General features: G+C 45.7%; 11 protein-coding genes. 8 read left to right on the forward strand and 3 right to left on the reverse strand.

Translation table 11 applies throughout. The annotated features are described in order from the left end of the window. Nucleotide 1: 1 nt before the first annotated feature. Entirely contained in the window at nucleotides 2–1681 is a 1680-nt protein-coding gene (locus tag JOE49_RS08945; RefSeq protein ID WP_209940934.1) for a spore germination protein, read from the reverse strand. A 232-nt stretch (nucleotides 1682–1913) separates the two neighbouring features. On the opposite strand from JOE49_RS08945, the gene JOE49_RS08950 reads away from it, so the two are divergent. From JOE49_RS08950 to nirD, 8 genes are all read left to right on the forward strand, one after another. Beyond that, nucleotides 1914–2924, forward strand: coding sequence for a LacI family DNA-binding transcriptional regulator (locus JOE49_RS08950; protein ID WP_028541072.1), 1011 nt, complete (start codon nucleotides 1914–1916; stop codon nucleotides 2922–2924). A gap of 412 nt (nucleotides 2925–3336) precedes the next feature. Continuing rightward, nucleotides 3337–3993 (forward strand): ribulose-phosphate 3-epimerase, encoded by a 657-nt coding sequence (gene rpe / locus JOE49_RS08955; RefSeq protein WP_068941342.1) that lies wholly within the window; start codon nucleotides 3337–3339, stop codon nucleotides 3991–3993. Nucleotides 3994–4012: 19 nt separating this feature from the next. Continuing rightward, complete coding sequence (gene rpiB / locus JOE49_RS08960) at nucleotides 4013–4462, forward strand: ribose 5-phosphate isomerase B (RefSeq protein WP_023986894.1); 450 nt, start codon at nucleotides 4013–4015, stop codon at nucleotides 4460–4462. A 42-nt stretch (nucleotides 4463–4504) separates the two neighbouring features. After that, a complete protein-coding gene (locus tag JOE49_RS08965) occupies nucleotides 4505–5464 on the forward strand; it encodes a DUF7916 family protein (RefSeq protein ID WP_023986895.1) in 960 nt (319 codons plus the stop codon). A 141-nt stretch (nucleotides 5465–5605) separates the two neighbouring features. Further along, the gene (locus JOE49_RS08970; RefSeq protein ID WP_209940935.1) at nucleotides 5606–7465 is read left to right on the forward strand and encodes a beta-glucoside-specific PTS transporter subunit IIABC; all 1860 of its coding nucleotides are present in this window, start codon (nucleotides 5606–5608) and stop codon (nucleotides 7463–7465) included. Continuing rightward, the gene (locus tag JOE49_RS08975) at nucleotides 7462–8133 is read left to right on the forward strand and encodes a DUF4867 family protein (RefSeq protein WP_023986897.1); all 672 of its coding nucleotides are present in this window, start codon (nucleotides 7462–7464) and stop codon (nucleotides 8131–8133) included. The genes JOE49_RS08970 and JOE49_RS08975 overlap by 4 nt, the downstream gene beginning before the upstream one ends. 259 nt (nucleotides 8134–8392) lie before the next feature. Beyond that, complete coding sequence (nirB, locus tag JOE49_RS08980; protein WP_023986898.1) at nucleotides 8393–10822, forward strand: nitrite reductase large subunit NirB; 2430 nt, start codon at nucleotides 8393–8395, stop codon at nucleotides 10820–10822. A gap of 39 nt (nucleotides 10823–10861) precedes the next feature. Beyond that, nucleotides 10862–11191 carry a nitrite reductase small subunit NirD gene (gene nirD, locus JOE49_RS08985; RefSeq protein ID WP_209940936.1) on the forward strand — a complete coding sequence of 110 codons (330 nt, stop codon included), beginning with the start codon at nucleotides 10862–10864 and terminating at the stop codon, nucleotides 11189–11191. Between the two features lie 71 nt (nucleotides 11192–11262). Here nirD and JOE49_RS08990 read toward each other — a convergent pair whose 3' ends face one another. Both JOE49_RS08990 and JOE49_RS08995 read right to left on the reverse strand, forming a co-directional pair. Beyond that, nucleotides 11263–12588 carry an exosporium glycoprotein BclB-related protein gene (locus JOE49_RS08990; protein WP_209940937.1) on the reverse strand — a complete coding sequence of 442 codons (1326 nt, stop codon included), beginning with the start codon at nucleotides 12586–12588 and terminating at the stop codon, nucleotides 11263–11265. Nucleotides 12589–12823: 235 nt separating this feature from the next. Continuing rightward, nucleotides 12824–16714, reverse strand: a complete 3891-nt coding sequence (locus JOE49_RS08995; protein WP_209940938.1) for an immunoglobulin-like domain-containing protein — start codon at nucleotides 16712–16714, stop codon at nucleotides 12824–12826. Nucleotides 16715–16759: the final 45 nt, after the last annotated feature.

Raw genomic sequence — 16759 nt, forward strand, 5'->3', positions numbered from 1 at the left:
GCTATGATTTGCGCTTGCTTTGCTGAGTTTTCATCATAACGGGTCTTCGTTTCATCAGAGATATAGGGGCTCGAATGTACACATCCTTCCAGTCGCTTGGACGCATAGGGGAGAAGGGAGTCACATACGGTACGCCAAAGCTTTTTAATTTCGTCAGATGGATACAAATTAACAGAAAGAACAATACGGTTCCAAACATGCCCAGGATTGCTGCAAATAGCATGCCGACGAAACGCAAAAGACGCAAGGTAATGCCCGCACTATATGTCGGTATCGAAAACGAAGAGATGGCAGTAACCGAAACCACAATCACAAGGAACGGGCTAACAATGCCCGCATTGACAGCAGCGTCGCCGATGACTAAGCCTCCCACAATGCCCATGGCAGGACCAATAGGCTTGGGCAATCGTATGCCAGCTTCCCGCAGGATTTCGATAGAGATTTCCAGAATCATAACTTCTATGACAGATGGAAAAGGAACGCCTTGACGGGTCTCGATGATGCTAATAATCAGCTTGGTTGGAATCAAACCGGGATGGAACGATATAAAAGAGATATATAAAGCAGGACCCATAAGCGCTATAAATGCTCCGAAAAATCGCAACACCCGTAAAAGTGTCCCTGGAATCCAGCGCTCATAATAGTCCTCGGGAGATTGGAGTAGCATACTGAAGGTCACCGGAACAATAAGTGCAAAGGGAGTACCATCCAGCAGAATCGCTACTCTTCCTTCCAACAAGGCACTCATGACACGGTCGGGGCGCTCAGTGTTGTGAGCCTGCTGGAACGGACTTAAATAATTGTCTTCAATAAGTTGCTCCACATAACCGGATTCAGCTAAAAAGTCCATGTCTATTTTTGAAATTCTGCTGTTTACTTCTTCGAGGAGATCCGGATTCACAATATCCTTGATGTACGCGACAACCAGATCTTTTTTGATTCGGCTTCCCACTTGGAATTTCTTCATTTCCAGACTTTTGTTTATGCCTTGGCGTCGAAGCATCGAAGTATTTTCACTTAATACCTCCGTAAAACCGATCCTAGGACCCCGAAGTAATGCTTCAGAGGTTGGTTCATTGACGGAGCGAATGGCGCCATTAGGCGAGCCTACCAGCAGTGCTCCCTTCATTCCTTCAATTAATAAGGCAGTATGCCCTAAAAGTATAGACTCTTGCAGGTCCTCCATATCAGCAACTTCACTAATTTGCGTAAGCGGCATCAAGCTTTCTTTTATAAAAGAGCTATTTATACTTTCCTGCTGTTCCTGTGGGGCCTGCTGGCCGTCAAACATCAAGACCTCCAATACCTGCTTGCTCATTAGCTTTTCATCCTGCATACCATCTATGAAGACTAAAACGGACCGTGCATGATATTTCTTTACTACAAACTCACGAAAATGCACATCACTATTTTCGCCTATAGCTTCTTGGATCGACTTTAAGTCGGAATCATAATTCCCTGTAATTTTGTAGCTTGGTTCATGCTGTTGATCAATGTGCCCTTCGTTATTTTCATCGGAGAGAGAACGACCAGAAGAATGCTTGGATTTCGCTCCCTTACTGCCAACAAACGAATAAATCGAGGTGTTTATATAATAAATCCCTAAAGGAATAATCAACGCGAGGCCTGCTTGAAAGAGTGTACTCCAGCTTGGAATATAAGAAATTATTTTAGACCACATGATGATCACCTCCATACGATTAATTCATTTTTCCTTAAGATACAAGTTGTTCCTAAAGTATTCCTTATAAAGGTTGTATTTACTCATTAAATGGTATGTTGACTTGTGGTCTCTTTGTATTTTGGCGGAAAACTCTTTCTATGCTAGTGTGTCAGTTGACACCCATATTAGGATTATGTTAATCTCCAATCAGGAAAACGTTTACTCAATATAATTATTTGAGGGAAATAATATGAAAAAAAATCAAGTGTCCATAAAGGATATTGCCAGGTTAAGTGGAGTTTCTGTAGCTACGGTTTCCCGTGTGATTAACGAGAATGGTCGCTTCTCTGAGGAAACACGGCAGAAGGTTGTTGAAGTAATCCAAAAGTACCAATATGAGACTAACAGCATCGCCAAAAGCCTGCGGATGAGTAAATCACAGACGATTGGCGTTTTGGTGCCGGATATTAATAATGAATTTTTTTCAGTCATTGTACAAAAAGTGGAAAGCTTCTTTTTTAAACAAGGATATTCTACCATTATATGTAATACTGCTAAAGATGCGGAGAAGGAACGAGAATATTTGAAAACTTTGGATGGAAAAATGGTAGATGGTCTGATCTGCATTTCGGGTCAGGAGGAGCTTTCTGCGGAATTGCTTAAACGTCCCATTCCGATTGTATGTATTGACCGACGACCAAAGATTAATACGAACGTAGCTTTTATTGAGTCCAATCATTATGAGGGTGGATTTTTGGCGACAGAGGAGCTGATTAACAAAGGCTGCAAGGAAATTTTGCTGTTGACCAAGCAAAACAATCTATCCTCTGTTAATGAGCGTCTGTACGGGTATAAAGATGCTCTGCAAAAGCATGGACTGCATCCATCCGAGGACCACTTGGTTGCAGTTCGCAATGATGGGCCTACTCTGGAGACCGCACAGGCTGCTATTAAACATGTCTTGGAAAAAGGACTGCGGTTTGACGGTATTTTTGCAACTAATGACTGGTTGGCTTTGGGCGGATTACTGGCGTTACAGAAATTCGGAGTACAGGTCCCCGGTGAAGTCAAGATAGTGGGTTTTGATAATGACACAATTTCCCAATATTGTAATCCACCATTGACCACAATTGAACAGGATAAAGAAACACTTGCAGATAAAGCTTCCAGTATGCTGCTTCGTATGCTGAGTGGAGACAAGATGGAACAAGAGCAGCATTATTCCATCCCAGTACGATTGATACAACGCAGTACCACCTAGTTTCGTGGTCAGATATCATCTTGCATTAGCCAAGGGAGAGGTGAGCATAGGTACTGTTTTACCTCTCCAGAGTAAGATGGTTGAGCTGTGCTCTATTATGCTGTAAACTTTCCCGTTTAATATCCAACAAAAAAATGGTTTGACAACAATATCAGAAAATGATAACTTTAATTATGTTAAATGTAATCGTTTACCCAAGAGAGTTCAGAATCCATATGATGTGTGAGAAACCAACAAGTGATGAAGTTCGAGCCATGAACTGTTGTTATTTTTTCAATGGGTAAACGTTTTCTCTACCAATTTATTCAATACCAAAGGGCATAAAGATCAACTGCTGCTTTTTGGAAAATGTAAAACAGATTATGTCGTTTGAGTAATCGTTTACTCTATTTTAGAAGAAGGGTGATTATGAATGAGTATGCTATTATGTCCTTCCATGATGTGCGCTAATTTCAGCTCCTTGGAACATGAAGTAAACGCGCTGGAAGAAGCCAATGTGGATATTTATCATATTGATATTATGGATGGTAGATTTGTCCCTAATTTCGGAATGGGGCTTCAGGATCTGGAGTTTATCCGTAAACAAACTCAAAAAACAATGGATGTACATCTGATGATAGACAACCCTTCCGCCTACATTGATTTATTTGCTGATAAGGGTGCAGACATCATTTATTTTCACCCGGAGGCCGACATGCATCCGACGCGTACCATTGACCGAATTGTTGGAAGAGGGGTAAAAGCGGGAATCGCTCTTAATCCGGGGACAGCCATTGCTGCAGTAGAACCTTTACTTGGCATGGTTGACTATGTGTTGGTCATGACCGTAAATCCGGGTTTTGCAGGGCAAAAATATTTACCCTTCGTGAACGACAAGATTAAAGCGCTGCAAGCTTTTAAACACGAAAAGGGATTGAATTATACAATCGTGGTTGATGGGGCTATCTCCGAAGAGAAGATCAACGAATTGGCACACTACGGGGTTGAAGGATTCGTACTGGGGACATCCACTTTGTTTGGTAAAGAAGAATCTTACAAAACCATCATTAACAGATTAAAAAATATCTAATTCGGGGAGGAATAAAGCCATGAAAATTGCCATCGGTAGCGACCATGTGGCTGTAGAGCTTAAAACGACGATTTCAACTTATCTTAATGAACTGGGTCATGAGGTCATGGACTATGGACCGCAAACTTCAGAAAGAACCGACTATCCGAAGTATGGAAAGCTCGTTGCAGAGGCTGTGGTCGGAAAGCAGGCTGACGCAGGCATTCTGATTTGCGGCACAGGCGTGGGAATATCCATCTCGGCCAACAAAGTCAAGGGAATTCGGGCTGTAGTATGCAGCGAGCCTTATTCTGCACAGTTGTCCAAGCAGCACAACAATACAAATGTTCTTGCATTCGGTGCACGTGTCGTCGGAAGCGAATTGGCGAAAATGATAGTGAAATCATGGCTGGAGGCTGAGTTTGAAGGAGGACGCCATGGCGACCGCATCAAGATGATATCCGACATCGAGGAACAGCATTTGTGCTGACGAACGACCACTTAAAACATAAATGACTTGGAGGAGATTACATTGGCAAAAAGATTAATCGCAAGCACGAAAACGGATATTTTGAAATTTAGCGCAGCAGATCTAAAAGAATCCATTCTGGCTTCTGAAGGGCGCGTCATTATGGGACAGCATCATGTGATGCTGAATTCCGGCCTGGTCGATGGCGTTACCAATGCGGAGATCCAAGCAGCTTACGGCGCAGATATGGTTATGCTGAATGGCTTTGATATGATCAAGGAAGAATCCAATATCGGATTGCGTGAAATGAAGCATGGCAAGCTGGCTGATAAGCCGTATAGCCTGAAGCAAATCAAGGAATGGGCAGGTGTTCCGCTCGGTATTTATTTTGAGTGTCCAAGCCCGGATGCTCAGGTTGCGGGAGAACAATATGTGGAGGCCAAAGAAGGAAGAATCGCTTCCAGAGAGAACTTCCTGCGTGCCTTAGAGATTGGAGCTGACTTTATCGTATTGGGAGGAAATCCTTCCGCAGGTACAACCTTTGAACGGATCATTGAGGCTACCAAGCTGGCAAAAGAAACACTGGGAGACAAAATCCTGATCTGCGCCGGAAAATGGGAAGACGGAACCATTGAGAAAGTATTGGGTGATCCACTGAGCGAGAGACCTTCCAATGAAATTATTAAGGACTTGATCGATTCTGGTGCTGACGTTATTACGTTGCCTGCACCTGGCTCCAGACATGGTATTACAGTGGAGCACGTCAGACAATGTGTAGAATTTGTCCATTCATATAAACCCGGAACGCTTGCTCTTTCTTTCCTGAACAGCTCAGTTGAAGGGGCAGATGTTCAAACGATTGCTTGGATCGCACTCATGATGAAACAGACGGGCGCGGATATTCATGCCATTGGAGATGGTGGTTATGCAGGAACACCTCTTCCTGAGAACGTATACCAGCTTGCGCTGTCCATTAAAGGACGCAGACATACAATCAAGAGAATGGTAGGAAGAAGTCGGTAACGATTGAACCCGTGTAATTCAAAGACTCTATATTCTTTTCGTACTCCTTGGAGTGCGCGTAGAGTCTTTGAATTACCACCATCCATGTAAACGTTTACTTTTATAGAAAAATGCCAAATGAGGATTAAAGGAGCGAGCAGTATGTCCAATGAAAAACTGGCAAAAGACATTTTAGCGTCCGTTGGCGGAGAAGGAAATGTCTCTAGCTTGGTGCATTGTGCCACTCGGTTAAGATTTAAATTAAAAAACAGGGATCAGGCCGACAAGAACCAAACACAAAATATTCCCGGGGTTATTACGGTTGTTGAAAACGGTGGACAATATCAAGTGGTCATTGGAAATACGGTAGGGGATGTATATAAAGACATTTTAAAGATCAGTAGCCTTGGAGATGACGACAAATCGAATGCATCCGCTGCTTCTGATGGCAACTGGTTCAACAAAACGGTGGATATTATTTCCGGTATTTTCACACCATTTTTGGGGGCGCTGGCAGCTTCCGGTATTTTGAAAGGGCTTTTATTAATGCTTGTCTCGTTAGGATGGCTCACCAAAACAGGTGGTGTCTATTCGATCTGGTTCGCTGCCGCAGATAGTATCTTTTATTTCCTGCCGCTAGCGATTGCAGTCACTTCTTCGAGAAAGTTTGGAGCGAATACGTTTGTAGCGCTTGCAGTAGCGGGAGCTCTGGTATACCCGAATATTATTACTTTGTATAACGATAAAGTGGATATTACGTTCTTCAATATTCCAGTTGTTCTTATGAGTTATACTTCTTCGGTTATTCCAGTGATTATCGCGATTTGGTTGCTATCGATTCTGGAGAAATTCCTGAATAGAGTAATTCATGATAGCGTGAAAAATTTTATAACGCCACTTATCTGTCTAATGGTCATTGTTCCCTTGACTCTGATCGCGGTTGGACCGATTGGAATATATGCGAGCTTGGGAATGGCTAAGGGCTACACCTTCTTATACAATTTGAGTCCGATTGTAGCGGGAGTCATTGTAGGTGCCGGGTGGCAGATGTTAGTTGTTATGGGGCTGCACTGGGCGTTTATTCCTATCATGTACAATAACATTGCGGTATACGGTCATGATACTTTGAAACCATTATTTGCGCCTTCTAACTTTGCACAAGCAGGTGCGGCACTGGGTGTATTCCTTAAAACCAGAAATCCAAAAGTGAGAGCGATTGCCGGGCCTGCAGCGATAACAGGTTTGTTTGGCATCACGGAACCGATCATCTACGGGATTAGTATCCGCTACAAAAAACCGTTCGTATGGGCTATTATCGGGGGCGCTATCGCCGGGGCAATCACAGGTGCGGCGGGTTCCGTGGCGATTGCTCCAGGTATACCGGGCTTGGCATCCCTGCCGATATTCTTCGGCACAGGATTTGCCGGATTTGTAATTGCCATTATCGTAGCTTATATATTCACAGCCATTACTACGTATTTCTTTGGATTTAATGATTCCATGGAAACAGAAATGATTGCAGTCCATGAAGAGAAGAAAGAAGCTGCAACCCCAGCTCCTGCGCTAACGAACGAGAATATTTCCAGCCCGCTGACGGGTACTGTCAAACCGTTATCCGAGATATCTGATGAAGTGTTCTCTACTGGAGCCATGGGTAAAGGCGTTGCTATTGTGCCTGAGGATGGCAAACTGCTCTCTCCATTCAACGGAACTATAGCTAATGCCTTCCGTACAGGCCATGCGATTGGTATTGTATCGGATGGAGGAACGGAGATCTTGGTTCACATCGGTATGGACACCGTCAAGTTGAAAGGACAGCATTTTAAAACGCATATCTCAGAAGGGGATCGGGTTACCAAAGGTCAACTGCTGGTCGAGTTTGATATTGGAGCAATTAAAGCTCTGGGCTATGACATGACTACACCGATTATTGTGACGAATACAGCCGAATACTCTGACGTTAAGGTGCTGGGAAATAACCAAGTGTACACAGGAGATTCATTGCTGGAGGTCAAGCTATGAAGACTACGGAAAGACTAAATCAAATCAATGCACCTTTGGTCATTTATGAGGTAATGAGCGAAGCATTCCGCCCGTATGGAAGGCTGCTGCCTCATTTTAATACCACAGAGCTTATCAAGTATGCAAAAGAAACGACCAGCGTACCCGATCAAGGAAACCATTATGTACCTTCGGTCGCAGAACTCGAAGACTTCGGTGTAATTCACCGGATTCAAGATGAGGTGTACGGCCAACTTCCAATTCAGGCTGGTTTTTGCGCAGGTCAGAATACGGGTCTGACCGGGCTGGAATATCATCAGGGCAGCGAGGTGGTGATTGCCGCTACAGACTGTATTCATCTTGTCGGCAGAGTACAGGACATTGAGGACAATTCCTATGACAGTGCAAATGTTCAGGTGTTTTTTCAGCCTAAAAACACGGTTGTCGAGATATATTCAACGACACTTCATTATGCTCCCTGTAAAGTTGACAGTGAAGGATATTTGACGATTGTGATCCTTCCGGCAGGAACGAATATGCCACTTGAAGCGGGAGAAGGTAGCCGGGGGAACCTACTGCTGACTAAGAAAAATAAATTTCTTATGGTTCATAGTACACAGATGGAAAAAATCGCGGCTGGCGTCCATCCCGGGCTGCACGGGAAGTTGCTGAATATTTCACCCATTTGAGTCAAAGTCCATCATTCATAAATTAAACTAAGGGACCAGCTAGCTGGTCCTTTTTTTTAACTCAATTTCAGCTGCTTACCTTTATCCCTTGAAGCAGAATAGGGAAATCCCTAAATATTTTTAATTTGAACTACATTGTGATTCTAATCACATATAGCTCTATCTGCTGCATTAAAATAGAAGCATAAGCAATATTCATAGGAACGTAGGAGATGTCGTCGGATAGGAAGCATCGTCGAATGAATGGAGGAACCGGTATATGATAAACAGTAAACAAAAACTTGTGGTTATAGGGAACGGGATGGCTGGTATCAATACGGTCGAACAAATTTTGAAATTAACGGATAAGTATGAAATTACGGTCCTGGGAAATGAGCCGCATCCGAACTATAACAGGATCATGCTCTCTTATGTGTTGGAAGGTAGTAAAACGATTGATGATATCATACTGAACGATTTGCAATGGTACGCGGATCAAGGGATTACTTTATATACAGGAAAAATGGTGAAAAGCATTGACGGTGAGAACAAGAAGATTCGCACCGAAGACGGACTGGAAATTGATTATGATGTAGCTTTGGTAGCTACTGGTTCACAATCATTTATTCTGCCTATTCCGGGTAAAGAATTACCGGGTGTCATCGGTTTCCGAGATATCGCCGATTGCTCGGCAATGCTTGAGGCAGCAAAGACCTTTAAAAAGGCAGCTGTCATTGGTGGAGGCCTATTGGGGCTGGAAGCAGCTAAAGGCTTGGTCAACCTGGGTATGGATGTTACGGTCGTTCATTTAATGGAGGATTTGATGGAACGCCAGCTGGACCGGGAAGCCTCTGCGATGCTGAAAACAGAACTAGAACGCCAGGGAATCAAGTTTGCTATGCAAATGCAAACTGCGGAGGTGTACGGTCAAGATCGGGTACAAGGACTGCGGTTTTCAGACGGAAGCGAGCTGGAAGCGGATTTGGTCGTTATGGCCGTCGGGATCAAACCTAATATTCAGGTGGCTGTGCAAAGTGGTATGGAAACGAACCGTGGTATTGTAGTCGATGATTTGATGAGAACCTCCGTGCCGGATGTATATGCTGTAGGGGAATGTGTTGAACACCGCGGAACCTGTTACGGCTTGGTAGCTCCGCTGTTTGAACAGGGGAGTGTAATTGCCAAACATTTGGCAGGTGCGGATACTGAAGGTTATATGGGATCGGTGGTTTCCACCAAGCTCAAAATTTCAGGGGTGGATGTTTTCTCAGCTGGCGAATTCATAACCCAGCCTGAACATACGGTGATTGTGGCAAAGGATGAGTGGAAGCGCACATACAAAAAAGTGCTGCTTCGTGAAAATAAGATTGTTGGAACTGTACTGTTTGGCGATGTGAGCGAATCTGCTAGCCTTCAAAAATATGTGCGTCAGCAAACATTGATGACAGATGAGATATATGGACAGATCATGGGTACTGGATGCAGCAAGGACGGGGCGAAATCATTATCCGCTGAAACGATGGCTGATGACGAAATTGTCTGTGGCTGTAACGGTGTAACCAAAAAGACGATTGTGGATGCGATTAATGATAATGGACTGACCACAGTCGATGAAATTAAGGCATGTACCGGAGCAACGCGTTCCTGTGGAGGGTGTAAGCCGGTTGTAGAGCAAATTCTGCAGTACGTTCTTGGAGACAGCTTCAAGACGTCAGCCAAGCAAGGAATATGTGGCTGCACAACTTTGAGTCGGGACGAGATTGTGGAAGCGATCAAAACCAAAGGACTGACAACAACGCGTGAAGTTATGAATGTACTGGGTTGGCATAATGATGAAGGATGCTCCAAATGTCGGCCAGCGCTGAATTACTATCTGGGAATGATTAACCCGGATACCTATGAAAATGAGGGAGATTCCCGTTTTGTAAATGAGCGATTGCACGCGAACATTCAAAAGGATGGAACGTTTACAGTTGTTCCTAGAATGTACGGTGGTGTAACGACCCCAGAAGATTTGAAGAAGATAGCAGATGTTTCTCTTAAATACAACGTTAAGGTCGTTAAAGTAACAGGAGGACAGCGGCTGGATTTGATCGGTGTCCGTAAAGAGGATCTGCCTAAAGTATGGGAAGAACTCGATATGCCGTCGGGATATGCCTACGCGAAGTCACTTCGTACAGTTAAAACCTGTGTTGGATCACAATTTTGCCGGTTTGGCACACAGGACTCGATGGGAATGGGAGAAGTGTTGGAACGGAAATTCGAACGACTGGATTTCCCGGCAAAATTCAAATTAGCGGTTAATGGATGTCCACGCAACTGTGCGGAATCATGTACCAAAGATATCGGAATCGTAGGTAATGATGGGGGCTGGGAGATCTTTATCGGTGGTAATGGCGGTATTAAAGCGCGGTTGGCTGATTCACTCTGTAAAGTAAAAACCGACGCCGAGTTGATTGATATTGTAGGAAGCGTAATGCAACTCTACCGGGAAACAGGACAATACCTGGAACGTACTTCGGAGTGGGTGGAACGGATCGGTCTGGAGGAGATTCAGAAGGCTGTCGTTCATGATACAGATCATCGACAAGCTTTAGTAGAACGCATCGAATTTGCATTACAACAGGTCGAAGACCCTTGGAAAAAGATCATCAATGATGAGGATTCACGCAAAAATTTATTCGAGGTTGTCACCCCGTCTATTGTGTAATTGTATCTAAAATGCCTGAGGAAGGGAGCGATCAAACAAATGATCAAAAATGCCGAATGGCTTGTCGTCGGTCATAGTAAGGATTTTCCGATCAGAATAGGGCGTACGATCCATATCAAAGGTACTGAAATTGCTGTTTTCCGCACTTCGGAGAATGAGCTTTATGCCGTTGAAAATAGCAGTCCTCATCCCAAAGGAGGTCCTCTTACAGAGGCTATAGTATCTGGTCATAATATCTATGATCCTTTATATGACTGGAAAATTGATCTGCAGACGGGCATCGTTCAAGAGCCTGATCACGGACAAATTAAAACGTTCGCCGTTTGTGAAGAGGGAGAAGAAGTAAAAATATCGTTCGAAACGGTTTAGTTCGTCTGTTGGAATACAAATAAAAAGGGCTCGACAGGAACAATCCTGCTGGGCCCTTTTTTCTTTTTGGATCAGGTAATGGTGACGCCTGCACTTGCATAACCTACGATAGTGTTTACGAGGGAAATACCTGTAGCTGTGGCAGAGAAGACAAGGAGCAGACGAGTCTGTGCGGTTACGGGGATAGCCAAACCAGTAGTAATGCCGCTAGAGGTCGTTCCCAAAGCAACAATGCCATTCAGTGGAGGGGCCAATGTAACGATAGCTCCCGGAACTGCTGTGAAAGTGTTATTAGGTGTTGGGGAACTAAACAGCTGGGCAGTAATTGTCGCAGTTGAACCCACGAGAGTTAATGCAGCTGTTGTACTGAAGTAACCAGCAATAGATGTAATTACGCCATCCCGTGGTACGGAAAAAGCAAAGTTAATCAGAGGTCCTACAAGTGTACCTGTCAGGTCTATGACCCCGCCTACGAGGCTAATACCTGTTGCTGAGCTCCCAAAGCCGATCAAACTTGTGGTTCCTACCACTCCGCCAAGAACAGTTGTCAGTATAGCAGGTCCTCCTGAAGCAAACGGGATGATGGCTCCCGAGCCAGTTACGCCTGTTGACCCTGTAGCTCCAACGGCTCCCGCAGCTCCGGGTGCGCCCGTCGCACCAGTGGAGCCTGTAGCTCCAACGGCTCCAGCGGCTCCGGGAGCGCCCGTAGCGCCCGTGGCGCCTGTCACACCCCCGGCAGGGCCCGCAGCACCTGTAGCGCCGACAGGTCCAGCCGCCCCAATTGGCCCCGCAGGGCCGGCAGGGCCAACGGGTCCGGCCGCTCCGATAGGACCAGCGGCCCCAATAGGTCCAGGAGGCCCTTGTGGTCCTGGTCCACCTACGGGTCCAGGCGCACCGCCGGGTCCCACGGATCCAGGAGGTCCTTGTGGACCAGGCGCCCCTGACGACGAGGACGTGGTACCCAACGCAATACTGATAGCCGTTCCGGCGGTTCTGATTGCACTGATCAAACTGTCTTTAAGAGCAGGATCGAGGGATTCCTGTAAGACGATGGACAATAGGACATCCAGCAATTGTTGCAGTGTAGTTCCTACGCTGATTGGGGAGAAAGGCGTGGCTTCTATCGCTACAATAGCAAGCTCCAGCGCTGCCAGTAAGTCTGCCTTAATCCCGCCTCTAAGTCTTAAGTTTTTCGCCAGAGACAACAAACGTCTTAAAATCTGTTGCAAGGAAGATACATTAGCCGCAGAGGGGCTTGCGAATACAAGTGGGATGATCGCAGTCAATTCATTGATAAGCTTGAGAAGCTCTTCGATATTTCTATTTATTCTTGCTGGCTTACAGTCTTCGTCTCTTTTTGAGGCACCACTGAACCTGAACGGTTTTTTGTGTTTCATATTCAAATATCTCCTCCTCACCATTCTTCCTACTGTAGAGGTGACAGGTGGTTCATCGCCCCGTTTCGCAGATATTGATAATATATTTACTGAAGCGAAAAGGGTGAATAAACAAGCAAAAATGATTGTTGGAGGCTTGTACATAAAATATACATAAAAAAATACGGCCCCCGAAAAGCTTGGAGGCCGCGTTGTATTTGCTTATACTCATCTGATGTATGAAGCTTGAAAAGTCTTATTTAAGAATACGTACCAGCAGTTCAGCCATCTCACCTCTGCTGATAGCCGCTTTTGGCTTGAGTGTTCCATCTGGATAACCGCTGATCCAACCGGAGGATACTGCATTTTGAAATGCTGCGGAGGCCCATGCTGCAATCTGCTGCTCATCCTTGTAGGATTGCAGTGCAGCAGTGCTGGAAATGGATGTCTGATTCTGCATCGCGTGTGACAGGATCACCATCGCCTGTTCACGGGTAAGACTCTCATCAGGTCCGAAAGTTTGAGCGGTTAGCCCTTGAATCCATCCCTGGCGGTGAGCAAAATCCACGGCTGATCCAGCCCAGTGTCCCTGCATATCTGTAAATGAGGTAGAAGGGCTCTCATCTCCAGCAGTTCCCAATGCTCTGGTCAGTATGGCTACAAATTCTGCACGGCTTACAGCGCGATCAGGGCGTATGTTTCCGTCTTTATAGCCTTGTATCCAGCCTTTGTCTGCAAGAGATTGCAGGGACTTCGCTGCCCAATGGCCTTGTACATCCGGCCATACCTGAGCTAGCACTTGTGGATCTGACGAATTGCTTGGGTCATTTTGCACACTGGCATTATTGGTTTGAGTCTTTGCGTCTGTGGCGACGGCAAAGGTACCTAACCCGGTCGTATTCAGACTCACACCCGACAACATCCCTTTTGAATCCATTACAGCAGTCCCTTTTAAAATCTCACGCTCACCATTCTCGTGAATAACAAGAATGGAGAACTGGGGCTCTGTATTGTGTAACTCACTTAAGGATTCGTTATCCAGCGGTAGAATGATCGACGAGGTTCCAGTCACATTGGCTTTGATGTCTGTAACCGGACCCATCAGCGTCAGGCTGGATTGTTGCTCGGCCCAGTCACGGATCTGCTGTGCACGTTGTACATCTGCCTGCTGGAATGACAATGTAACGTCCTGCTGGCCTGAGGCCATGCTGGTTAAGGTGTCACTGGATATCATCAGTGTTCCATATCGGGATATTACCGATGCACCAATCTTATCCCATGTATTCAGTAAAGAATGAGAAAGGATAACACGACTCAGTTGCTTCTCCTGCTCCAAACGAATGTCTGCGTACGCTTTGCCTTCGCGAAGTGCTTGCTGTATCTGCTCATCCAGGAATGCCGGCGAAGGAACAAAGAGGGAAAACTCTTTCCCTTGTTCGGAAAATCCGATCTGTGGTACGAAAGCAGATAGATCCTCATTCTTATCTTTGTTAGATTTGCCTGTGTTCGCAATTACCTTGGCAGGGACGGTGACTTCTATGGCTTGCGTCAAAGCATGAGAACCATCGCTTACCCTCATAACATCCAGCATGATAGTTACAACGGAAGGAGTATCTGCTTGAATAATAGTTCCGTCTGTACGCACGATGTCTGGCTGGCTACTGCTGCTGATGGTCACACGGAAACCATCAGGTACAACAGGCAACCTAAGCAGTGTATCACTTGTTGTAGGAGCTGCTATGCTTGTGATGGATTCCGCAACGCGCTGCGCGGTTAACCCTTGCGGATACACTAGCCCTGACGGAGCGCTCTTCATGCCATTTACGTTCTGCAGCACATAGTAGCTGGCTCCTTCAGGAACAGGTGTAAATGTATATCTTCCCTCTCCCGAAGCAATTCCTTCCGCTATAAGCTCCTGCTGGGCATTGTACAGCTCAAGCCTTGCGTTCGGCAACGCGCCTGTAACGATCACTGAGGCTATATCCTCATTGCCTGCTGAAGCTGTAACAGCACGAGGCAGCACGTTTATACGGCGTTCTGCCGGTTCTGCCGTCCAGCCCCCATTGTCGCTATAAGCATAGTTCAATACGTATACGCCAGGTACATTTGTATCGACATTCCCGCTACCTGAAAGCTCAGGGATCAGGATATTGCCGTATACACTGTCCAGTACGTTGGCTCCTGGATCAGTGAAGCTATCGCCGGTTTCCAGAACAATCGGATTGCTGCCGTTCAATCGTACGTAAGGTGTATTCGGTAATGCCTTCAGCACTGTGATCGTGAATGTTCTTTGTACAGAAGCTGCACCTTTAGAAATAATGGCAATTAATTGTACATTCACATCACCGTCTGTATATTTAGGCCGATTCACCTGACCGCTGTTGCTGAGAATATCTGGTTGATCCGAAGACCAGTCAATCTGGGTGTCAAATGCTCCTGTACGAGGCAGAGCAATGGAATCCTTAATCCCTTGCGGATAATCTAAATTCAGTGTATTGGCTGCCAGATTTACGGCTTCATCAGCGCTTACGGGCAGTGCAGGCACGAGCAGGCCGAATGTTTTTCGTAGCTCAACCCCGCCTCGTGACACAACTGCTTCCAGCGTGATGGTCTGATCGCCCTGCACATAGCTTGGGAATGTTACATGCCCAGTATGATCCAAGAACTGGGGCTGATTCGATGACCATGACACCTGAACACCATGCAGAGCGTCTTTTGGCAAATATACGTCTCCGGTTACTGTAGTCATTGGCAACTCAAGCGCCCTGTATGCTGCGTCAACGGCTTCTGTATCGCTCATGGGCAGACTGAGTACATGCGCTGTAAAATTCTTTGTTTTCGTTAAGCCTGCAAGTTGCAGGGTAGCCGTTAGGGTAACATCTGTATCTCCACTATTATAAGAGGGTCTGGTGAGTGTTCCATCTGCTGCAATAATTAGTGGTTTGGCTGAGGACCATTCGATCTGCGCTCCACCATAACCGGATAAAGGGAGAGAAATATTTTCTGTTACCGCAGACAAATTGCCAAGCGAGAGGGTGTCTGCTGCTTGATCCAAAGTATCTTGTGCAGTTATCTTCGGTACGGTAACTTCGAAAGTTTGAGTATCCGAGGCGCTTCCCTTCGCAATCGTAGCTGTCAGTTTTACTTTTCGGTCACCCAGATCGTACGGCGGGCGTGTGACAGCCCCCTCGTTCGTAATGACGTCAGGAGTATCCGAACTCCAGCTCACCGTCGTATCATTCAATCCAGCGAGTGGTAGTGTCAGCTTTTGGGATACGGAATCAGCTGTATCACCAGATGCGAAGCCTAAAGCAAGAGCGGCTTTTGCCTGTGCAACTCTTTCAGCATCGGTAAGTATGATCACTTTAACCTCTGAGGGAGTGCTCTCCCCCTTAGCATTTACAGCCTGAACAGTGTAAAGGGCTTCACCTGGCAGCAATGCTGAAGTGTCTATAAATTGGGTTAGGCTACCTGTATAGAGCGTTACACTATCTCGAATGACTTTATATGAGGTTGCATAAGGAACGGCATCCCAGCTTAATTCCACAGTACTTCCAATTTTAGTACCTGTAAAATGACCCGGGGCCTGTGGAATGGGCAATCGTTCCCCATAAGCTGCGAATTCCATGATGGAAGCCCATTGATTGTTTCTTGCATTTCCTTGATCAATAGTTAATCGCAAGTATCGTGTAGTTACAGGAGCAATGCTCTTTTCAACATTAGAGCTTCCATTATTCTGAACGGTATCAACAGTCACCCAATTACTTCCATTGTTGCTCGTCTGCAATCGGAAACTGTATGGATCACGTTGATCGTTCCACCCATAATGGACACCCATACCTGTAACAACGTATCGATCTACGATATACCAGTCTCTCAGATCTACCTGGATCCATTTTTCACCATTGCTGGCTTGATACCAGCGGCTTGTCGGTTCGATTGACCCATCCACAGTCTTGGAGGGATCATAGGGCTGGGTGTAACCGCTTGAGCTTGCTGGCTTGTGCAACACCACATTTTCCCAACCGGCAGCATGGGCTTCATTCGTCCCTATGAGCAGGAACGCACCGCCGATCAATGGCATGAGTGGAACCAACACACGGTAGGGTTTTAATTTATTGCGTGTGAAGTTATTGCCTTCGAGCACGCTATCACCTCTTCTTTATTAAATAGCACACTATTGAGCGTATTC

The organism is Paenibacillus sp. PvR133 (assembly GCF_017833155.1).
Lineage (GTDB): Bacteria > Bacillota > Bacilli > Paenibacillales > Paenibacillaceae > Paenibacillus > Paenibacillus polymyxa_B.